Here is a 20,168-nt window from a genome sequence, read left to right as displayed (position 1 = left end):
AAGAATGAAACCAAGCCGACTATATTCTAAAAATATGAAATACTTTTTTTATCGGGACGATCGATTTCTTAAGTTATGGAATTCCTTTCAACTGCTTTTGTAGAAACGAAACGTTCCATACGGCATTTTTTATACGAATCGATTCTAAACGGATTTTAAGAGGTTGTCAGTCTTGGGAGTTCCCGGGAGTCTGTGATTTAGTCGGTCTGAAAGTTTGAACAAAACCTTTGGAAGCCGCGGGAGGAAATGTGAATATCGAAATCGGAAAAGGGCTAAACGGACTTTATTTCGGAATGTCAATGGACGAGCTAAAGGCGAAGTTGGGAGAACCGGACGAGGTTTACAACTACGACTATGAAGGTTCGGAGTCTACCGGATTCGAATATTTCTCTCAGGAAGCGGAATATGAATTCGACGCCGACGAAGATAACAAACTCTATTCGATCACGATTTCCAATCCGTCGATTCTTCTTTTCGGACAACCGATCATCGGTGAATCCATCGAAACAATCCGAGCCCTTCTCGAAAAAAACGGAATCGACGATCTGGAAGAAGACGACGAAGAACACGATCACGAAGAGGATGATGAAGACGAAGAAGAAGGTGTAACCGCGTTTTCGGATAAGTTGAATGCGATCTTTCAATTCGAAGAAAACGAATTGATCTTTTTCGGTTTCAGTCCTCTCTTCAAGGACGACGCGATCGTCTGGCCGAAATACTAAAAATAATAATCCGAACTGCTTAGATTCGGACGATTCATATTCTTTTTTTCTCATTTTTCGAAGAATTCGGAAAAAACAAAGATAAGAATCGTCTTATAAGTTGATCATGTTTGGAAAGACAAAAGCCGGTTCTTTTTTTCTTCTTCTTTCGATCTTTTGTTACAATGAGTGCGCTTATTTGAATATAAACCCGAGTCTCGTGACGGGAAAGGAAGCGAAGGATATCATTTCCGATCGTCTTCTTGTCAGCCAACTGGTTTATATCATGGGTCTTTCCGAAAGCGAACCGGTTCGATCCGCTTCCTTGGCCGGCCTGACCTTTACGATCGTCATTCCCGATTCAATGGGGATCGACGAAAAAAAAATGTATCAGAAGGACGCGGTGGACGAATGTGCGGATCGGATATTTCTGACTTCCATCGTTTCGACTGCGCTTTCCACTTTTGTGTGCAATGCGACCAACCCTCCGATCAGCATTCCCGTAATCAGCAAAAAATTATAAATTAGAATTTATTAATATTCTAATATTTTCCGGTTTTGAAGCCGGTTTAGAAGAAAGGGAAAACTTCGATCGAATCCCGACTCTTAAGGAATCAATTCCAGTTCGATGATTTCCTTTTTATCTATATCGATCCGGTCGCCTTTCTCATCCGTGAGAATGTAAGAATTCTCCTTTTCTTCCACCGTCCCTATGTAAGATTTTCTGTTTTTCAGAGTAATCTTATATGTCGGATTGATAAAACCGGAATCAACCTGGATTTCCTTTTTAATGTATTCGATTGTTTCCGAATCGTGTTTTGAATCTTTGTCGTTTAACAAACGTTTGGAATTTTCGGAAAGATTAAAGTATCTCGTACGCTCTTTTGTTTCCGTTTTTTCGAACTTCAATTCGGATTCGTTTTTAGGATCCGCGGAATTTTCGCTCTCGAAGACCGAATAGCCGCTGAATACGTCTTGGTTTTTTCTTTGTCCGGACGAGGATGTTTTTACCCGAATGCCGCCTTCTAATATCAGAATTTTATAATTTTCGGAATTTTCCTCCGAAAAAAGAGCCAGGGTAGTTCCTAAAAGTTCGGAACGGATTTTGTGAACCTCGGCGTGGATTTTCGTGGACGGGTTCTTTTTCTGAGTGGTAAATATTACGATTCCTGAATTGAGTTTCAGAAAAAAAGCGTCCTCTTTTTTGAAAACGTGAAATTCCGAATTTGGAAGAACTCTTAGGATTAGACCCAATTCTCCTTCGATTTTATAATCGCAAAAGGAATCCGCCTTGGAACGAATTTGAAAATTCTCCTTCGCATTTTGAACCTCGCAAGTTCCGGTAATCACCGATCTGACGATTTCAAATTCGTTTTTGGTCTCGTTAAAAAACCGGAAGTAAAAGGCGAACGCGGATATCAAAAAGAAGGAAGCCGCCGCTGCGAGACCGATTCTAAAATCGAATCCTCTTTTTGAGGAGGGATGTTCGACGTCGTTCCGTTCGTTCGAGGAGTTTTCTTCGATCGAACCGATTTTGTGTTTGAGTTTCATGAGAGCGAAAAATTCTTTTTTGGATCTTTCATCCTCTAAGAATTCTGAAAGTTCGGATCTTGTCATTTCGTTGGAAAGCGCTTTCTGCATACGCGTTCTTCGGTTCGAATCATTTTCTTGCGCCATGTTTTACCTCCTAAATTCCAAAACCGAAATCCGACTTTTGCAACCTCATACGCAGGACGGTCAAAGACGCGTATGTTTTCCTGTTTACCGTACGAACCGAAATTCCCAACAACTCCGCCGTTTCTTTGATAGTATGTTTTTTAATATAACGAAGCTGGATAATATTTTTTTCCAACGAGGGAAGACTTTCCACGCTTTCTTTCAATAGATCAAGACGAAACTTCTCGTCTTCGTCTTCTTTATCATCCTGAACGATCGACTCTATGATGTTTTGAGAATTTTCGATTTCTCTCTTTTGCGCCGAATTCTTCTTTCGCATCAAATCATAGAATTGATTTTTTGCGATCGTTATCATCCAAGAACTCTCGCTTCCTTTGGAAGAATCAAAGTTCTCCCAATGATGGAGCACTTTGATAAACGTTTCCTGGCAGACCTCCTCGGCTTCTTCCTCGGAAGCGCCCTTGCCTCTGAGGAATCGAAAGATCTTCTCGTAATTTCTCGAATACAAACCGTCAAAGTCGAAAACTCGACCTTTGGAAATGTCGTTCATTCTAATAATTAATAACGGATTGACTTCTCAAAATGTGCCACCTTTATCTGTAAAATCTGAAATGTTTCCGAATTTTTATAAACCTGGATTTACGATCCTGATCTTATTTTTCGGTCTTTGCTTCGAACTCAATGCGAAGTCGGTTCTTCTTAAGAATGGAAAGAAGCTGGAGAACGTCGGCGTAAAACCCGTTTCAAACGGGTTTGAGGTTTCTCATCCGGATGGGAGGATTGAAAAAATATCCCTTTCCGAAGTTTTGAAAATTTTTATTTCCGATCGAGTTCCTAAAAAAGACACAATTCAAACAAAACCGATTCTAACAAAAAAAGAGGAAGCCGCTCCCTCGGAGCCGAAAGAAACGATCTCATCCGAAGATCCTCCGAAAAAAAAATCGGGCGTTGCCGTCTTTGCCGAAGGTTTGATACCGGGTTGGTCTCGCATGGCGCGTTCCGATTCTTATGCGGTGAAAGGTTTGGGATTTCTTTTTATTTTCACGGAACTATATCTCGCTCATAAAACGTATCAGATCACGCGACCGCCCGGTCCGGCTTCGGATTCTTCTCATCCTCTTATCTCGCCTTATGTGCTCGCGGCGTTCGCTTTGCGGGATAACAACTTGCTCTTTGTCGCTTATGCGAACAGCATCATCTCCGAGCAAAATCAAGTAAGACTTTCGGACGGACGTGTTATTCAGAAGGGACGTTATGAGCAAGAAAGAGAAGCCTATATTTCCGCGTTTCTTTTTGTCTTGCTGATGGACGCGTTTCTCGGTTATCGATTTGAAGATTGGACGGTGGTTCCGAAAGTTAACGTTTCCGTTCAGAGCCGGGAAATTTCCGCGGGAGTTACGATTCGATTTTAATTTTTCCTGGCACAAGTTAGTTCTTCTTGGCGTAAGCTGGTCAGTCCATTAGGAGGATTCGATTATGCTTATAAAAAAAATTTCCGTAGTGCTCGCTCTTGCGCTCTTTTTCGCTCAATGCAATGGAAAGGGCGATCATTCTTCAAATGATCAAAACCTGCTTCTTCTCGCCGCTGCGGTCGCGCCGAAAAATCCAGGAGCTTCCGGTTTGTACGCTTCCATCAACGCTTTGAGAACCGCTGGAGGCGGAGGCGGAGCGGGTAATTATTCGAACGGTAACGCCTCTCCCTTCGCGCAGCTTAGCGGAACGCTTCCTTGTCCTAGGGGAGGAACTTTAACGTTAAACGGAGACGTCTCGGGTCAGATGAACGGATCGGAGTATACGTATCAATACAACGGAGTAAAGGTGAGTTACGTAGGATGTGCTTTGCTAGTTCCGCAAATCGACAATTCCAATCAAACCGCTTCCGCGCTTACGATCGACGGAGATATTACCGAAGACGTAAATCAAACTCAAAGTCTCGATCCTTCGAACACAAGCACGAACTACGCTATTAGAATGAGCGGAACCACAAGAATGCGTTCCAGCAATTACAAGGTGAACGGATTCACTTTTCCAACGTTCGACGTTACTTTTACGAACACAAATTCCAAATATTCTTTTGAGAATATGACGGATATCGATAACGCCTACATCCAAGTGGAAGAAACCGTGCACATGAGCGGAACCATCGGAACGGAAACCGTAAATCAGGATTTCAGTTACAAGGCGAAGTATAGATTCAAATAATTCCTCATTTTCTTTCACCGAGGCAATCTGGCCTCGGTGAATTTCTAAACCCATATCAATCGTTCCGTTGAATCGTTCATCGCCGACGCGATGCGCTCTTTCGTCGGTTTCTCTTCCATTTTTTGATACATTCTTCACTTCGTTTAACAATTTTCAAGAATCGAAAATCCCGATCGATTCATGAGTTTGACGATGTTACAAATAGAAATCATCGAATTCATTTTATAATTAATTTAAAAGAAAGAAGAAAACTCCCGATTTTTTTTTCGATCTTTGTCTCAGAATAAAAACCCTGGTTCTATATTTATTCATCCTTAAGGAGGATCTTAAGTATGAATCGAAAGAAAATAATCCTATCGTTGGTATTACTTTTACTGTTATCCAATTGCGGAGGTAAGAATGACGATGATTCCAAAAACAACGCACTTCTTTTGTTGGCTTTGGAAAATCAAAAAAAACCCGGCATCTCCGGTCTCTACGCTTCTTTGATGGCGTCGCGTAATGGAAACAACGGTGGCGCTCCCGGAAATTATTCCAACGGAAGTGTTTCCCCCTTCGCGGTCGTAGATGAGTCACAACCTTGTCCGAAGAGCGGAAGTATCAAGTTATCCGGTAACGTAAACACGACCAACAATGGAAATCAATTTTCCGTGCAATTCAACGATGTAAAATTCACTTATCTATCCTGTGCCTTGACAGCTCCACAGATCGATTCCTCGAACGGTGCCTCTTCCGAGATGCTCATCGACGGCGAAATTAAGCAAAATGGAACTATGACGATCACGCTCGATCCTAGCTCCAACCAGGATTTGGTAAAGTACAGCGAAGACAGCGTGGTAACGATGAGTTCCGATTCTTATAAGGTAAACGGATCTCTCTATCCAAAATTTGCAATTACCTTCACTTCGAACGGATCGAAGACGACCATCGAGAATGCCAGTGACATGGATAAAGCCGTCATGACCAGAGAAGAAACGGTTCGTGTTACCGGATCGATGGGTGATGAAAAGATCGATACTTCTTTTACCTTCAAGTCTCAATTTAAGTTAAAATGATCTCAATTTCATCGAGGGCCCTCGCCCTCGGTGAAATTATTTTCTTATTCAGTCTTCCTCTAAATCCGCATTCTCCATTTTCGTGCGGGCTTTATCGACTTCGACCGAATGTCGATTTCGTATTTTGTATCAACGAAAAAGAAAAACCGGTTTTCATTCTTTGCTTCTCAAAGATAGCGCTTCGCTTTCGTATATTTATTTTATTCCGCAGGAGCGGATCGGTTGTTACCGCCTCTGAAATGGAATACCCGCCTTACAATGCAATGACGGAAACCAAAAAGAGGAATCAATTCTCCGCCAGGTTTCTTCGTATTAAATTTGCCTTTAGCATGGATTAGAATCGAACCCTTAAAAAAATAGAGTTGAGCGAAATCGAAAAGGGAAACAAGTAGTCCTGCGATGATTTTTATAAAACGTTTACTTCTCGGTTCTTTGGTTTTTGTACTCGGTCTTTATACGATTTGGTCCAATGGCGGACGAACCCCTTCTTTGCCTTCGGTTCAGACACGTTTGGAAAGAACGTTAGTCGACGGTGTCGATTCGGGGAAGGGAAATCTTTTGGGAATTCAACCCTGGATGTTATCCGAAGACTACGCGAGCGCGGATCGATTTCGAGAGAAAATAGAATCGTATCTCCTCGTCGCGAAGGAAAGAGGCTTTCTCAATCCGAAGACGATCGTAGTTTTTCCCGAATATTTGGGGACTTGGCTCGTGGTATCCGGCGAAAAAGAATCCGTCTACGGTGCGGATCGGATGAAAGAAGCAATGGAGAATCTGGTCTTAAGCAATGTTTTTTCTTTCGTCCGGAATTGGTTTCGCTCCAAAGGTGAGGACGGCGTTTCCGACGCGGTCTTTCGGATGAAATCGAAGGAGATGCTCTTCGCTTATCAAAATACGTTTTCCGCTCTTTCCAAAAAATATTCGATTACGATCGTGGCCGGTTCCATTCTTCTTCCGGAGCCGTCCGTCGAAGGCGGTATCATAAGAATCGGGGAAGGTTCTTTGCAAAACGGATCCTTCGTTTTTCTTCCCGACGGGAGCGTAGCGGAGAATTCTTCGTTAAAAATTTTCCCGGTCGACGACGAGAAACCCTTCGTTCGAGCTTCTTCTTTGAAAGATCTCAAGACCGTCTCCACTCCCGCGGGGAAGATTGGAATACTGGTTTGCGCGGATTCCTGGTATCCGGAGGTTTACGAAACATTCAGAAAAGAGAATGTGACTATGGTTCTCGTTCCTTCCTTTGTGGCTCCCGATAAGGCGATGGACGAGATCTGGAAGGGGTACAACGGCTCCGAAAACCCGTCCGATATTCAGAAGGAAGATATCGGAAAGATCCGGGAAGGGCAGGCTTGGTTGAAATACGCCCTTGCCGGCAGGATTTCGAAGTCGGGGGCTTCGTTCGGCATGAACGTGTTCCTAAGGGGTGATCTCTGGGACTTGGGTTCGGACGGAGAAACCATCTTTGTAAGTGGTTCGACTTCGAAAACTCATCCTCGAATTTACGGCGCGAGCATCGTAAATCTCTGGCTGCATTGATCAGAAAAATTTATTTCTTGAAAACTCTTTGGAAAGAATTCTCTTAGTCGCATGTCTCATTCTAACTTTGAAGTCTTTTCAGAAAACTTTATCAACAAACACAAACAAGCTTCCTTAGGAAAGTGGTTCGGTCTCGAATCCCTGAACTTGGACGGAAAGCCCTTCGGAGCTTTCTTTCAAGGGGAGCTCGTTTTAAAACTCGGCGCGGAGAAAATCTCCGAGATCATCGGGCGTTATCCCGGCGCTAAACTTTTCGATCCTTCCGGAAAAGGAAGGGCCATGAAAGATTGGCTTCAGATTCCGAACGAATTTCAGGAAGATTGGGATTCCCTTTCGGAGACCGCTATTCTTTTCGCGCTTTCCAATCTTGGTCCGGCTCCTAAAAAAGCGGCGGTAAAAAAGGCCGCGAAAAAGAAAGCTCCTGCTAAGAAAAAGAGCGCTCCGAAGAAGAAGGCCGCTAAAGCTAAAAAGGCCGCGGTTAAAAAAGCGAAACCTAAAACGAAGGTGAAACCGAAGACCAAGAAAAAGGCCGTGAAGAAAAAAGCGCCTAAGAAAAAAGCAACGGCGAAAAAGCGTAAGAAATAGGATTTATTTCCGAATGTTTGTAAACCTCGAATGGAATCCCGGAGGTTTACAAACGGATCTTCTTTTTTAAATCTTACCTTTAACCGCCCGTCATTTTATTTCCGGTAAAACCTTTCTGATAAAATCCTCCGATTCTTTGAGGATTCTTTCCTTGTCGCTAACCATATATTTTGAAAAAAGAACGTGATCTCCTATCTCCAAACGAACTGCCTTGTTCAAAGGATTCGCTTTCCCATTCTTCTGAATTTTATCAAAAGCGTTTAACATCGATTTTACGGAGGCGGATTTGTCCTGTTCCTGATCGTTCTTATAATAATAAAACATGAGAACCGGCGACGTGATCTGCGAAAAAGGATCCGAGTTTAAAACGAATTCTCTCATATCGGAAACGTTTTGAACTGCGGCGAGATATTGGTCTCGATACCAAAACGCGCTCGAAGGATCCTTTCTTTGCTCCTCGGTCGACTTACGGATTTTTCCGAGAAGCAGATGCGCGAATTCTTTTCCCCAAGAGAATTGATACAATCCTCCGAATGGGTTTGTAAAATCATAGAAGGGAGACGCTAAAATTAAGACCTGCACTTTTTCGGGATACTTCGCCGCGAGATACGTTGCGATCAATCCTCCCATACTGGTGCCGATGAGAATCGTTTTTTTCCCGAGTTTTTCGGTTTCTAAAAAAGAGGTTTCGGCGTCCTGGAGAATTTGATCAAAGCGCGTATCACGATGATCTTCCAAGTTGGTTCCGTGTCCGGGAAGACGGAGGTAGTAGAGATTTGTTTTCAGATCTTTCGCGAGCTTATCCGTTACTTCTTCGCCTTCCGCGCGGGAGGCCCCAAAGCCGTGAATGTAAAGAATCGCAGCCTCCGTTTTTCCGGGAGAATAACGCACCAACTTCTCCTCGTTTCCCGGCCTTGCTTTTTTGGAAAGGCTGATCTGAAGTTTTTCCTTATAGTAAGTGTCGAAGTCGGAATGCAGTTGTGCGGGTTGGTATTCGTATTTCGGAACTTCGGAATAAAATGTTATCACAAGGAAAAGGGCAAACGCTCCCGATATTCCTAATATCCACTTAAGTGTCTTCATCTCTATTTCCCTCTCTCTTCGAATGGAACAATTGAACCGATGGGATTCTTCCGCGCAATAAAAATATAAGAACCTGTCCCAAAGCTGGGACAGGTTCTTGCAGCTTGATCTTTCCGAAAAAATAAAATACGGTTTTGGGACGCCCTGTAAAGAGAATCAGGGAGAAGAATCCGGCGATCCGTCCGTCGCGTTAGTCTTTCTCGACGGAAGGGGTTTCACCGGGGACATCCTGTATCAAAGATTCTTCTTAGAATGAAGGAATTACTTTGGGATGCTCGCAAAAATCGAAAAAAAAGAGCGCTCTTCGTTGGATACGAAGGTTACAAGAATTTTTGTAAGGCGAAATCCGTTTCAGAATGAATCGAACGTTTTGTCCAAGCCCATCCGGCCGGACCCGCGCGATTTTTCAAACGAACGAAATGAGTGGACGTTTGACGATGACGTCTAAAGTTAACGGTAAAGGTAAGAGAATCAATTCGTTGCTTATGAAACGTTTCAGTTGTGACGATTCAAAACTTCTATGGATTTTCAAGAGATGAGTCCGTTCTATAGGCGAGTTCAGATTTGTTTCGATCTCGATCCTCTTGAGAATACCAAAGATCTGTTCATTCTTCGGGAACCGATCGTCAGAAACTTTCACTGGATAAAACAGATGTCTTCCGGCGGTTCCCATGTTACAATATTCTCCGTTCGTATTTCCACACTCTCGAAAGAAAAACAGATTCGCATCGCAGACTGCACAAGCAAAGACCAGTCGAAGGACATAGCAGAAGTTCTCTTACTCGCATTCAGGGACGGCGTTGAGAATTTTATCAAAATCGATAACGAAAGAATTTTTCCGTTTCACGGACTCTGCCTTGACTTACTCGATTTTGTAGATCATCCGGTCGACTTGAAACAAGTAAAATATTCCCAAGCCATCCGCTTGATCCTTCTCGATTTACTTTCGGAACTGAGAACCGGTCGCCTCATCCCCTCTAAACGAATCGACGGACCGATTTGAATCCTCATATCCTGATGAAAGGAATTTTCTCAAAAAATTGCATACTACCGGGAACGCGAATTTCTTTTTTTCCGACTTCGATAATTTTCGAACGCCTCGCAGTGAATTGCAGTTATGAGGTTTGATAGAATTTTTTGTGGTTTATACGCACTTCGTCTAAACACGGTCAGGTTCCGCAGAATCCAGTTTTTTCGGGAATTATACGAAGTTCGCCTAAACGCCGCGATCTCAGTGTGGAACGATTGATAGAATTTTTTGTGGTTTATACGAACTTCGTGTAAACGCGTTCAGGTGCGCAGAATCCAGTTTTCTCGGAAATTATACGCACTTCGCATAAACGCCGCGATCTTCCGTGGGAACAATTGAGAGAATTCTTTGTGGTTTATACGCACTTCGTATAAACGCGTTCACTTCCGCAGAATCCAGTTTATTCGGAAATTATACGAAGTTCGCATAAACGCGCAAAAAAAATCCATTTAGCGATATGAAATAAATTATTAAAATTTTCTTTTGCTTCTCTGGAATTTTTCAAAATTACGAATCAATCTTTTATCAATCTTCAGGGGTTGATCTACGGCATTCTCGTTTAGATCATTCCATTTGCATTTGCGATACCTCTGTTTCAGTGGATCGGCGATCATCGAATCGTTTTCATATCAATCATGGGGGTTCCTCTCGTATTTACGGTCGTAGTCTTGAGGAGAGAGATCGGATCTTGAGTCCCATCCAAGAGTTGATAAGGGAGCATTTTTCCGATTTCTAACGGAAAATGCCTTCCTGCGCGGTTTAGTTCTTCAAAATTTATAAATAAGACATTTTAGTGAATTAGAATATTTTGAATATTTAATTGACATAAAAAGAATATACTCGTGAAATATGCGCGATTTTGAATCAAGAGAAACAAAAAATAGGAGTAAAATATGAAAAAAATCACTTTATTGGTGTCGGTTGCGCTTGCAATCCTCATTATTCAATGTAAAGAGTCAAACAACGACTTAAAGGATACGAGAAGACAGTTGGATGGAACCTGGGTTATGGTAGGTAGCTGCATAGAAGGGGGGCCTACGCCAAGCGCTTGGTTGGAAATTTCGGGAAACAACGTGCGTTCTTGTCAGCAAAGCTCTGGCGCATACAAAACGCTCAAAGGGATTCTTGTGAAAGGTTCGATCGAAGGAAATTATAGGATCGATTGGGAAAACTCGTATCATCAAAACGCTCAATATCCGGTCGGAGTATTGAGATTGCTTTCTTTGGAATCCCAGCCGAATCCGACATGTTATACGCAGAATCCTCAATATCCTCTTCCCTCCGGTTGTAATCAATAGCCCGGATGATCGATCTCCTTCGTTACGTATTGAGAATGCGTAACGGAGTGGAAAATTGATTTCTCCGAACCGCTTCGAGGTCGATCAAAAATCGAATCCATCTCAATCGCGCAGTCCTAAAGAATTCGTTAGGATTCATCGGAAGGAATTATGACGATGAGTTCGAACTTGAGATTCGTCGAAACTTAAAATTCTTCCATTTGTCTCTGATCAAAAAAGAGGCGGTTTCGGCCGTCAGTTTCGATTTTCAGGAATGGATTGCGCTGGCCGGGGATTGATTTAGGATCGGTCGCGAAAAAGAAAACGTCGCTTTAAACAAAAAGAATAAAGGAAGAATCGATGCCGTTTTTGAATCTAAGAATTTTTGAAAATTCAGGGAAATTATTCGTAGTTTTAATGTTAGGCGGCATCGGACTCGCTGCCTGCGATCAAATCCATGTGCAATACGAAGTGTTGAAATACTTCCATAACGGACTTTGGGGACAAGCCTGGTGGGTTGCACCTCAATTCTTTCTTGCAACTTTTCTTATGTATCTCGGAGTTTTTTTGATTCGAAAAGAGACTGGTGAATTTGACGGGAAAAAATTTGTGCTTTCCGTACTTTTGTTTGCGGTCGCCTATTACGCGAGCGGACTATTTGCAACTCGTCCTTACACGCTCGCGGCGGCATATCTCCTTTTTTGGATTTTCAGGATTTTTTTCGAGAAAGAAAGAGAAAGGTTTGTTTTATTTTCCGTGCTTCTTGCAATCTCCGGCACTCTCGCGGAAGGATTGATTTCCAGAGCCGGACTTTTCATCTACATGCAGCCTGATTTTCTTTTGGTTCCCATCTGGCTTCCGGGTTTGTATCTTCACGGAGCCCCTCTGATTTGGAATCTCGCTTCCTGGATTCGTAAATGAAATCCGCTTGAACGACAAGGGTTTTTAGCTCTTGCCCGCGAATTCAAATGCGTTCTAAGAATAGGATATGATTTAGATTTTGCATCGAATGCTTTTTTTAAAATTCGAGATCCCGAAAGATTGCAAACAAGTAGAATATAATAAATACATTATGCTTCTTCTTTTATCGCTCACGGAGAAGATGAAATAGGATAAAACTTAAAAATATTTTACCGAGATTCGCCGAACGATCACTTGGAAAGAGCGTCATGCGGACCTGAAAATCCCGGCCGAATGAAAACGATGAGATCGGAATCCGTCCATGTAATTCTGTTTTTGAGTATCAGTTGAGATTGGGAACTCGAAATCAATCTCTTTTTGCACAAGGCAGCCTTGAGGGAAGTATAACGTTTTTATAAAATGTTTTTTTAATAGATATGTCCGTCTTCAATATGAAAGGAAACGCCAGGCATCACATAGATTTCGTTCACGGTCTGTTTATAACTTGAGGAAAGTTCGGCAAATCCGATTCCCTGGCTTCCCGCCGTATAATCCGCTCTTGCAATCGAACCGACCGTGTCTCCGAAGTAAGAATTGTATTTTCTTTTGATATCTTGTCTAACGATGCCGATGTCTAAAGAAAATCTGCAATATCTTAACGACGCTTCTAACATGAAAATCGTCCCAGTATCCTTTGCGTTTCCCGCATAGATTGGAATCGCACCTAAATAAGTTCCTTGTCCGTTCGCATTTTGTTGTTCTAAGATCTGAGAACCGAAGAGTGAAAAATTGCCCTTTCTGTTGAGAAGCTCGAATCGGGAACGGATTTCCAACCAGGGAAGCACTTTGGCCTTCATAAAGATTCCCGGAAGAATTCCTGACATCGTATATTCCGCGTTAACGCTTCCTCCTATGCTCCAAGTGATCTGATTCGGATTCGGTTCCGTTTCTCTGGTTGTGGAATAAGAGCCGAAGCTGATTTCGTCCCTTTCGGAATAACGATGGATTCCGATCGAAGGGCCGATCATGAACCAGCTCAAGACCGGATGTGTATAAGAAATTCTTAATGTTTTAGAGATTCCTCGGAAGTTGATCAATCGTTTTCCCTCGAAAGCCGACGCGTAGTAACGATCGGATCGCGGAGATAGAAAATTTACGGAGGCCGGATTTTCTCTGCCGTATTTCCCGGAAATCCCGTCCTGGCTCAGTATAAGATCGATTTTATTTTTCCATCCGTAAGAGATATCCGTATGTTGCGAGAATATATCCAAATTCTTCGCTTCCGTAAAAGGGATCGCAAGAGGCGCCCCCGGGTCGCCGATCTGTCTGAACAGAGAATTTTTTAACCACGAAGGTCCGGTCTCGTCCAGAATCGCGGGACTAAGATCTCCCATTCCGGCGCCAATTCTAAAACGAAGTCTGTGATCGAAAGACTCCAGGTAACGCTGCATCGATTTTCCCGGAACCGCGGACGCCTGCCGATTCGAGTCGGGGTTTCCGCTTCCGTCCGCGTTCGGTCTTGTTTCGTTTTGTGCGTTTATGAGAGAATTAAAAAATAAGAATATTATAATAATTAAAAATCTTCTTTGAGTCGTTTTCAATGAATCATTCCTTAGGGCTTAAATCGATCGTCACGCGTTTATAAGACTAAACGGACCGTTCCTACGTAGATTTCGGTTCTTCTGTTTCTAGGTTCTGCGAGCATCGTGTCGACGATCTTGAATTTGTCCGCGTAACCGTCGACTTCTCCGAATCTATTTTCAGGGAGATTGTGTTTTTTGGATAATTCAGATTTAACCGAATTGGCTCTCGCTTTACTCAGAGTTAGGTTTGCGTAAAAATATCCCACACTGTCCGTATGTCCTCCGACTCTGACTTTTGTCTCGGGATACGCGTTCATCGCGTCCGCGATTTTTTCGATCAGAAGTTTTGCGGCCGGGGTAAGAGTCGCTTTTCCGGTCGGAAAGGAAACGTCTCCGTCGATCATCAAAAGTATTTCCCTTAATTTTTTATTCTCATCCGTCACTCTTTTTAATGCGATTCCTTTCGTTTCCAAGCCGTCGGCGACCGTATCAAATTTGGTTCCGCTATATTCGAAGTCGGCTTTGATTCCGGTATAAACCTTTTCCAAATAATTAGGAGTTCCTAAATCTTCGAGCGCGCCTTCGGGTAATCTTCCCAACGCCTCTTCTCTAGAGCCGCTTTCTATGGGTTCCGGACTGGTCGGGGGGCAGCCGCAGAATTTTCGAAAGGCCGAGGAGTTAGTGAAATCTTTTACGCTGCTCGAAAGTCCGGAGCAAGAAACGGCAAAAAGAAGAATCAAGAGCGAAGCGCATAACGTTCCAAAAGTTCTCTTTCCTTTTTTGTAGGAATTTTTCCATAAGAATCCGGTCTTGCGTTTTATGCGGTCTTGGGTCGTGCGAGCGCGGCTCGGAAGATTACGATTTTGTTTCATTCTGATTCCGAATAAATAGATTCAAATTATTGAATGTAGATCCCGAATAAGGGTTGGGATTGCCTTTTCTACGGAATTGATTCCAATTTATTTAGACTTTTCGACGTATTATTTGAATGAAACTAACGTTTTGAGCTGAAAAAAATAGATAAAACGGTTGATTCTTTCCGCTTATTTCGTCTCAAGAATCCATCTATTTTATTTCCGGATTTATAAGTTTCATGATCAAAAAGATTCGCATTTCTTTCACTTCTTCCGTTCTTTCCAAAGTTCTTCTTCTGAATCTTAGCTCCTTACTTCTTTTTTCGCCCATGATTTCTTGTAAAAAGGTGAGTGACGCAGCGAGTTATGCGCTCTTTGGAATCAGCGAACAACTGATCAATCTCCTGAATACGCCCACGGGACTTCCTATTTCGCTTCCCGCGGGGCTTGTCGCCGGTTGTCCTTCCGGCACTTCCACTTCGATTCTTACGATCGGGAATTGTTTCGACGACGGTAAGGATAAGTCGATTTCGGGTTTTATAGTCACAAAATCGGGAGGTTCTTCGTGTTCCGCTCCGGAGATTTATAGCCCGACGATCGCCCTCAATTCTTTACTTTCGTCTTTGGCAAACGATTCCACTTCGGCGGAATCTCCTCCTCCCTCTCCTTCTTTTGCGTCCTACAGTTTGATCAATCTCGGGTCCGTTTCTTCCGGCGCTCAGTCCGCGAGGTTTATCCTTCAGACCGATCAACAAAGAACGACGGAGTGGGTCCGCAACGAAATTCAGAAGAAAATTTTTAACGATGGTTCGCAAAACATCGGTACTACGAGCGGGGCTTCGACGGACACTTCCTTTATCGTTACGATTCGCGCGACTGCGACCGGAAACAGTTGTACCGCAACTGTGGATACGAAATACGAAGTTACGGTCGTGAGAGCGGGGGCTTGGGATCTTTATTCTTCTCTCGTGGATGGAAATTTGGGAGGAGGCGGTTCCTCTCCTCCGGATCTGAGAAACGTTTCCTGCACTTGGAGGGAAACACTTCCCACAAAGGCTCCTCCTAAGGCTGACTTTTTATTTGTGATCGATAACTCGGATACGATGACTCCGATCCAGACCGCGATCAAAAGTAAGATGGTCGCATTTTTCGATCGGGTTTCCACGGTCGGTCTCAACGCAAGGATTGCGGTGATCACGACGGACAGTTGGAAACTTCAGTCTCCGAGCGGAGACAATGGTAACTGGTTGGACGTGAGTTCTTCGACGGATCGCACGACTTTCACGGACACGTTAAACGCCATTGGTAACAACGGAGGCCAGTTCGAGTCAGGAATTTTTATGGCTACGAGAGCTTTGATGAACAGTTCCTCAGGCGGCACGAGCTGTACGGGCGTACAACCTTATTGTTCTTCGAGCGGAAGAACTACGAACGGCGACAAATGTTCGATCACTTCCGTCGCTTCGGAAGATCCCTGCAACGCGACGAACCAGAACGCCTGGAGTAAAAAAGTAGGTTTGGGCAGGAGTTCCGTTCCGACCGCGGTCATCATCATCACCGACGAAGGGGACATGTACAATCACTGGGATAGTTTTAATGCGACATTCGGTGCAAAGATGACTCCCTGGGGGCCTTTGGATTCTCCTCCGGATGTTTTCCCCACCCAGAGATCGGTAACGTTCCCTACGAGTCCATTGTATTACAACGCCGGAAGCGCGGGAACTCCGGTTCTGGGGAGCGGGAGAACTTATACTGACTTTTTGGATTCTTTGAGAAATACTTCTACGGGCGTAACGGGAACTCCTTCGATCAACGCGATCTTGAATCTTTTTGCGGACCGCGCGAATACGAAAGTCTACGGGATTATTGCTCTCAATTCGCAAAATAACGATTATACGACGATCGATACGGCAAAGAGTATCGATCCTTCCGCTTACTCGAGTTCGACTCTGACGAATTTTCACACAAAGACCGAAGTTTTTTGCAAAGGGGAGATCACGAGTTCCACACAATGGGCGACGAGCGGACAGGTGGCGCACTATAGAACACTCGCCAACATCGGAAATACGTCTCTCACAAATCAACTTTTGAATACTCCGAACAATTTGGGTCGAGACGACATGGTTTATTCTTTAAAAGATATCGCGACTACGAGTGGAGGAGGGGTCACATCCTTGTGCGGAACTTCGAACAGTATTAGCAATTACTTAAATTCCATCGTGGACAGTATGGTCGCGCTCCAAGGCGGATATCCTGTGGGAAAATACGACGCCGTTTGGAATCGAACCGTAACTTCAGGAAATCCGAACACAGCGTTATTTCCTACTGGAACCGCTCCGACCACCGGAAACATAAGTCCTGGAAGCGTGAAGTTGTATGCCATTTCCGATACTAGAAATATCGACGGAACCGATTTTATAACCGCGAATTTGGTTCCGACGGGAACTCAAACGGCGACTAACGCAACCGGATTTAGTTACACGATGATCAACGGGAATCTTGTCTTTACGAAATATTCGGGATTTACGAATCTTCCGGCCGGCGCGAGCGTAAACCGAATCCTGGGTTTAGAATATAAATATACTTGGAAGGACACGACCGCCGCGGGAAACACAAACACAACGGTCGGAAACGCGGCGAATTGTCCGGCGTATCCGATCGCTTCCTCGGACACGGCGAGTCCATTAACGCCCATTAGTCGGAGAATCTTCGTTTCAGCAAGCACGCATAACGGCAATTTCGGCGCGGACGCGAATGCGGCGGTTACCGCCGCCGATGCCTTCTGCAACGCGGACGGAAACAAACCTTCCACGGGAACTTACAAGGCTTTGTTGTGGGTGGGAACGGTCCGAAATCCGGCGACGACGGATTGGCCTTTGAAATCGAAGGTCGCCTATTTTCAGTCAGGCGACAATCGAACCTGGGTCGGAACTACGGACGTAAATAAAAAGTTTCCGTTCCCTCTCGTTTCCGGCAACGGGAACGCCGCCGACGGAGTTTGGACCGGAATCGACATCGCAGGGACCGGGCCTTGGACCTGGTCGGAAGACACGAATACTTGTAACGGTTTTACGAGCACGGCGGGAACGGGTTCGACCGGAACCGCGAACGCAAGCACGGTTTCCGGATTTGACGATAACACGGGAGACAACTGTAACAACGCAAAGAAGATTTACTGCGTCGAGCAATGATCCAAGAAGAATCCGGCTTCATTGGAACGACAAAGAAAGTCCAAACAAAAAAAATTGAAATCGGACTTAAAGTCCCTGTGGAGCAATAGGAACGGGGACTTTTTGTGGAAAAAATTCTGAGATTGGAAGTCGAGCATCTGTTCAAAACCTAAAAATGTAGGAACTCATACTTCTTGGAATGATCCAAAGCCGATTCAAAATCACCAAAAAAAGGAAAGGTTGTAATCTGTAGGAACTCACACAAAAAATTCAAATTTTATAAAATGGAATCCTTTCCGTCCTTCGTGGAGTTTCGGAAGAGAGGGCCTTTGTTTTTTGGAAGGAAAGTCTAGATTTCAAACAAGTCGGCTTTTAGGAAGATTGAGAATGCGGATTCGTTCTCGAAAAAATAAACAGATAAGAATATTCTAAAATTTTAATATTTTCGCATATTTTTTAAGATCGGAATCTTTTAAAAGGACGGAAGCCCTTCTAAAAAAGAAAGTCGGGTGTTCCTAGAGATTTAGGAGAGGAATCTGGAAGAAATTCTTAAAAAATAGAAAGAAAGAACTTTTTTCGATGCTTGCGTTCCAATGGGATTTTAATCCGAGTGAAATTTTGAAAAAATAAAAGGGTAAAAAGTCGGCATCTTGAATTCGCAACGATCAATCGTTCCTAAAAATGTTCGAAACCGGAACGTTCGAATTTTATTTCGGAACCGTTGGTAAAATAACGGACTCCTTTCCAGTTTGGGTTGGTCGTTCCTATCTTTACGATCGGAATCCCGCATAACGTGTTCGGGAGTTCCTGAGGGCTTAAGAATAGAAGTTCCAATTCTTCTCCCGAACCCAGGGCTTCCTCCAAATTCAAAAAAGAAGAAGTTCCTTCGGGGAGCGGAATTTTCTCGAGAAAAATCGCAAGACCTAGAGAAGAAGAGGCGGAAAGTTTGGAGAGATCCTGGAGAAGCCCGTCGGTGAGATCCATACAAGAAGAAATCGAAAATTGTTTCGAAAGCGCTCCCGCGACTTCCAATCTCGATTTCGGGGTGAGATGTTTTTTCAATGCGAAACTTCGGAGCGGATCGGGAACCTCGACTTGTTTCGTAAGAATCTTATAACCGAGCAGAGAAAGACCGACCGATCCGGTGAGATAGAGAAAGTCCCCCTCTTTTCCGCCGGAACGTTTCCAGGGAAGAGTGGAAGTCCCGACGAGTGTAAGAGTCAAATTGAGGGAAGGCGAGCGATATGTGTCTCCCCCGCAGAGAGAAATTCCGTAGGAGGAAAGAGTTTCTCCGAGAGTTTGAGAGAAGGGAATCATCCATTCTTCCTTTGAGAATTCGGGGCTGAGCCCGAGGTTTAAAAACGCTTTTGTCGGAACTCCACCGCCGGCGGCGATGTCGGAGACGTTGACTTCCACGAGTTTGATCGCGATTTCTTTAGGGCCGCTCCATTCGGTGCGAAAATGAGTTCCTTCGCAGATCGTGTCCGTCGTGTAGATCCGACCTTCTTCGTCCAGATAACAGTCGTCAGTCTGTGCCAAGCCGGGAGGATAGAGGGCGCGGATGATTTCCGATTCTTTCAAATTTGAATTTTCCTTCAAAAACCTTGACTTTCTCTGATTTCGGATCAGTCTGAGAGACTATGAAACGAATCATTCTATTCTATTCTTTGATCCTCCTTCCGTTTGTCGCCGGATTTTCGGAAGAATCGGCCAAAAACCAAAACTGTTCTTACACTTATGATCATTCCTCTACGAAGTTCGGATGGAAGGCGTTTAAGTTTACGGAGAAGAGCGGAGTCGGAGGTTCTTTCGATAAGATCGAAGTGGACGGAACTTCGACCGGAAAGTCTCCCGAAAAAGCGTTGAAGGGATTGAGTTTTACGATCGATCCGAACACGATCAATTCTTCGAATAACGAAAGGGACGCAAAGATCAAGTCCGCATTCTTTTATCCTCTCAAGAAGAATGGAAAGATCGAAGGGAAGGTTCTGAGTGCGGAGTTGAATTCCGACAAAAAAACGGGGAAGGGAGCGATCCAACTTCGGTTCAACGGGGTGACAAAAAAAATCGACGTAAACTTTTCCGTTTCGGAAGAATGGCAGATAGAAGCGACGACCAAGATCGAACTCGGAGATTTCAAAGCTCTTTCTTCGGTAGAGGCTTTAAACAAGGTCTGTAGCGATCTTCACAAAGGAAAGGACGGAGTATCGAAACTCTGGCCCGACGTGGACCTGACGATTTCAACAAAACTGAAGAGCGAATGTAAATAGAAAAAAGAAATTTTGGGCGGCTCCCGCTTCGTCTCCGGAAGAAATTAGATTTTTTGAATGAACCCGCGGGACCGGGGGCTCTCCGCTCCGGTCCTCCGGACCCCGCTCGATCCCTGCCGCTGCGCCCCATAGGAAGCAGAGGCACTGAGTTCAACGAACGGAAGTGAGAGGCCGCTGCGCCCCATAGGAAGCAGAGGCACTGAGTTCAACGAACGGAAGTGAGAGGCCGCTGCGCCCCATAGGAA

The 20,168-nt window shown here is 44.1% G+C and carries 19 protein-coding genes; 13 read left to right on the top strand and 6 right to left on the bottom strand.

Annotation, left to right across the window (positions count from 1 at the left end):
* The first annotated feature begins 248 nt into the window (after nt 1–248).
* Nucleotides 249–722 (top strand): hypothetical protein, encoded by a 474-nt coding sequence (locus CH376_RS00100; protein WP_100785845.1) that lies wholly within the window; start codon nt 249–251, stop codon nt 720–722.
* Nucleotides 723–828: 106 nt separating this feature from the next.
* On the top strand, nt 829–1,224 hold the full coding sequence (locus tag CH376_RS00095; protein WP_100785799.1) for a TIGR04452 family lipoprotein: 396 nt from the start codon (nt 829–831) through the stop codon (nt 1,222–1,224).
* 83 nt (nt 1,225–1,307) lie between these two features.
* Here the strand turns inward: CH376_RS00095 and rsx are convergent, their stop codons facing one another.
* Both rsx and CH376_RS00085 read right to left on the bottom strand, forming a co-directional pair.
* Nucleotides 1,308–2,378, bottom strand: a complete 1,071-nt coding sequence (gene rsx / locus CH376_RS00090; protein ID WP_100785800.1) for an LIMLP_03685 family anti-sigma factor — start codon at nt 2,376–2,378, stop codon at nt 1,308–1,310.
* 10 nt (nt 2,379–2,388) lie between these two features.
* Complete coding sequence (locus tag CH376_RS00085; RefSeq protein WP_100785801.1) at nt 2,389–2,928, bottom strand: RNA polymerase sigma factor; 540 nt, start codon at nt 2,926–2,928, stop codon at nt 2,389–2,391.
* A 34-nt stretch (nt 2,929–2,962) separates the two neighbouring features.
* Here CH376_RS00085 and CH376_RS00080 point away from each other — a divergent pair, with 34 nt between their 5' ends.
* From CH376_RS00080 to CH376_RS24125, 5 genes are all read left to right on the top strand, one after another.
* Nucleotides 2,963–3,790: an LA_0442/LA_0875 N-terminal domain-containing protein gene (locus tag CH376_RS00080; protein WP_125231939.1), complete on the top strand. Its 828-nt coding sequence runs from the start codon at nt 2,963–2,965 to the stop codon at nt 3,788–3,790.
* Between the two features lie 64 nt (nt 3,791–3,854).
* Nucleotides 3,855–4,580 (top strand): sigma factor SigX-regulated lipoprotein, encoded by a 726-nt coding sequence (srp, locus tag CH376_RS00075; RefSeq protein ID WP_100785803.1) that lies wholly within the window; start codon nt 3,855–3,857, stop codon nt 4,578–4,580.
* A gap of 332 nt (nt 4,581–4,912) precedes the next feature.
* Nucleotides 4,913–5,635: a sigma factor SigX-regulated lipoprotein gene (gene srp, locus CH376_RS00070; RefSeq protein WP_100785804.1), complete on the top strand. Its 723-nt coding sequence runs from the start codon at nt 4,913–4,915 to the stop codon at nt 5,633–5,635.
* Nucleotides 5,636–6,034: 399 nt separating this feature from the next.
* Nucleotides 6,035–7,171: a nitrilase-related carbon-nitrogen hydrolase gene (locus CH376_RS00060; RefSeq protein WP_100785805.1), complete on the top strand. Its 1,137-nt coding sequence runs from the start codon at nt 6,035–6,037 to the stop codon at nt 7,169–7,171.
* Between the two features lie 51 nt (nt 7,172–7,222).
* On the top strand, nt 7,223–7,756 hold the full coding sequence (locus CH376_RS24125) for a DUF773 domain-containing protein (protein WP_165781756.1): 534 nt from the start codon (nt 7,223–7,225) through the stop codon (nt 7,754–7,756).
* 90 nt (nt 7,757–7,846) lie between these two features.
* Here CH376_RS24125 and CH376_RS00050 read toward each other — a convergent pair whose 3' ends face one another.
* Nucleotides 7,847–8,839, bottom strand: a complete 993-nt coding sequence (locus CH376_RS00050; protein WP_100785807.1) for an alpha/beta hydrolase — start codon at nt 8,837–8,839, stop codon at nt 7,847–7,849.
* A gap of 97 nt (nt 8,840–8,936) precedes the next feature.
* Here CH376_RS00050 and CH376_RS24120 point away from each other — a divergent pair, with 97 nt between their 5' ends.
* From CH376_RS24120 to CH376_RS00030, 4 genes are all read left to right on the top strand, one after another.
* The gene (locus CH376_RS24120; RefSeq protein ID WP_165781757.1) at nt 8,937–9,095 is read left to right on the top strand and encodes a hypothetical protein; all 159 of its coding nucleotides are present in this window, start codon (nt 8,937–8,939) and stop codon (nt 9,093–9,095) included.
* Nucleotides 9,096–9,374: 279 nt separating this feature from the next.
* Nucleotides 9,375–9,842, top strand: a complete 468-nt coding sequence (locus tag CH376_RS00040) for a hypothetical protein (RefSeq protein ID WP_125231940.1) — start codon at nt 9,375–9,377, stop codon at nt 9,840–9,842.
* Nucleotides 9,843–10,762: 920 nt separating this feature from the next.
* Nucleotides 10,763–11,167, top strand: coding sequence for a hypothetical protein (locus CH376_RS00035; protein ID WP_100785809.1), 405 nt, complete (start codon nt 10,763–10,765; stop codon nt 11,165–11,167).
* A 339-nt stretch (nt 11,168–11,506) separates the two neighbouring features.
* On the top strand, nt 11,507–12,067 hold the full coding sequence (locus CH376_RS00030) for a hypothetical protein (RefSeq protein ID WP_100785810.1): 561 nt from the start codon (nt 11,507–11,509) through the stop codon (nt 12,065–12,067).
* A 407-nt stretch (nt 12,068–12,474) separates the two neighbouring features.
* Here the strand turns inward: CH376_RS00030 and CH376_RS00025 are convergent, their stop codons facing one another.
* Both CH376_RS00025 and CH376_RS00020 read right to left on the bottom strand, forming a co-directional pair.
* Nucleotides 12,475–13,647, bottom strand: a complete 1,173-nt coding sequence (locus CH376_RS00025) for a hypothetical protein (RefSeq protein WP_100785811.1) — start codon at nt 13,645–13,647, stop codon at nt 12,475–12,477.
* Nucleotides 13,648–13,685: 38 nt separating this feature from the next.
* Nucleotides 13,686–14,501 (bottom strand): OmpA family protein, encoded by an 816-nt coding sequence (locus CH376_RS00020; protein WP_100785812.1) that lies wholly within the window; start codon nt 14,499–14,501, stop codon nt 13,686–13,688.
* A 221-nt stretch (nt 14,502–14,722) separates the two neighbouring features.
* On the opposite strand from CH376_RS00020, the gene CH376_RS00015 reads away from it, so the two are divergent.
* Entirely contained in the window at nt 14,723–17,674 is a 2,952-nt protein-coding gene (locus tag CH376_RS00015; protein WP_100785813.1) for a hypothetical protein, read from the top strand.
* A gap of 654 nt (nt 17,675–18,328) precedes the next feature.
* On the opposite strand, the gene CH376_RS00010 is transcribed toward CH376_RS00015, so the two are convergent.
* Nucleotides 18,329–19,252, bottom strand: coding sequence for a thiamine-phosphate kinase (locus CH376_RS00010; RefSeq protein ID WP_165781758.1), 924 nt, complete (start codon nt 19,250–19,252; stop codon nt 18,329–18,331).
* 41 nt (nt 19,253–19,293) lie between these two features.
* Here CH376_RS00010 and CH376_RS00005 point away from each other — a divergent pair, with 41 nt between their 5' ends.
* The gene (locus CH376_RS00005) at nt 19,294–19,923 is read left to right on the top strand and encodes a YceI family protein (RefSeq protein ID WP_100785814.1); all 630 of its coding nucleotides are present in this window, start codon (nt 19,294–19,296) and stop codon (nt 19,921–19,923) included.
* The last annotated feature ends 245 nt before the right edge of the window (nt 19,924–20,168 follow it).

Origin of the sequence: Leptospira adleri (genome assembly GCF_002811985.1) — a bacterium.
In the GTDB taxonomy this organism is placed as follows: Bacteria; Spirochaetota; Leptospiria; order Leptospirales; family Leptospiraceae; genus Leptospira; species Leptospira adleri.
The sequence above is the reverse complement of the archived record's forward strand: the minus strand, read 5'-3'. Positions and strand labels throughout refer to the sequence as shown.

Coding starts and splice junctions, on each gene's coding strand:
- CH376_RS00085 (WP_100785801.1), bottom strand. CDS start 2,928: ATGAACGACATTTCCAAAGGTCGAGTTTTCGACTTTGACGGTTTGTAT.
- CH376_RS00060 (WP_100785805.1), top strand. CDS start 6,035: ATGATTTTTATAAAACGTTTACTTCTCGGTTCTTTGGTTTTTGTACTC.
- srp (WP_100785803.1), top strand. CDS start 3,855: ATGCTTATAAAAAAAATTTCCGTAGTGCTCGCTCTTGCGCTCTTTTTC.
- CH376_RS00015 (WP_100785813.1), top strand. CDS start 14,723: ATGATCAAAAAGATTCGCATTTCTTTCACTTCTTCCGTTCTTTCCAAA.
- CH376_RS00020 (WP_100785812.1), bottom strand. CDS start 14,501: ATGAAACAAAATCGTAATCTTCCGAGCCGCGCTCGCACGACCCAAGAC.
- CH376_RS24125 (WP_165781756.1), top strand. CDS start 7,223: ATGTCTCATTCTAACTTTGAAGTCTTTTCAGAAAACTTTATCAACAAA.
- srp (WP_100785804.1), top strand. CDS start 4,913: ATGAATCGAAAGAAAATAATCCTATCGTTGGTATTACTTTTACTGTTA.
- CH376_RS00050 (WP_100785807.1), bottom strand. CDS start 8,839: ATGAAGACACTTAAGTGGATATTAGGAATATCGGGAGCGTTTGCCCTT.
- CH376_RS00035 (WP_100785809.1), top strand. CDS start 10,763: ATGAAAAAAATCACTTTATTGGTGTCGGTTGCGCTTGCAATCCTCATT.
- CH376_RS00095 (WP_100785799.1), top strand. CDS start 829: ATGTTTGGAAAGACAAAAGCCGGTTCTTTTTTTCTTCTTCTTTCGATC.
- CH376_RS00005 (WP_100785814.1), top strand. CDS start 19,294: ATGAAACGAATCATTCTATTCTATTCTTTGATCCTCCTTCCGTTTGTC.
- CH376_RS00040 (WP_125231940.1), top strand. CDS start 9,375: ATGAGTCCGTTCTATAGGCGAGTTCAGATTTGTTTCGATCTCGATCCT.
- CH376_RS00030 (WP_100785810.1), top strand. CDS start 11,507: ATGCCGTTTTTGAATCTAAGAATTTTTGAAAATTCAGGGAAATTATTC.
- rsx (WP_100785800.1), bottom strand. CDS start 2,378: ATGGCGCAAGAAAATGATTCGAACCGAAGAACGCGTATGCAGAAAGCG.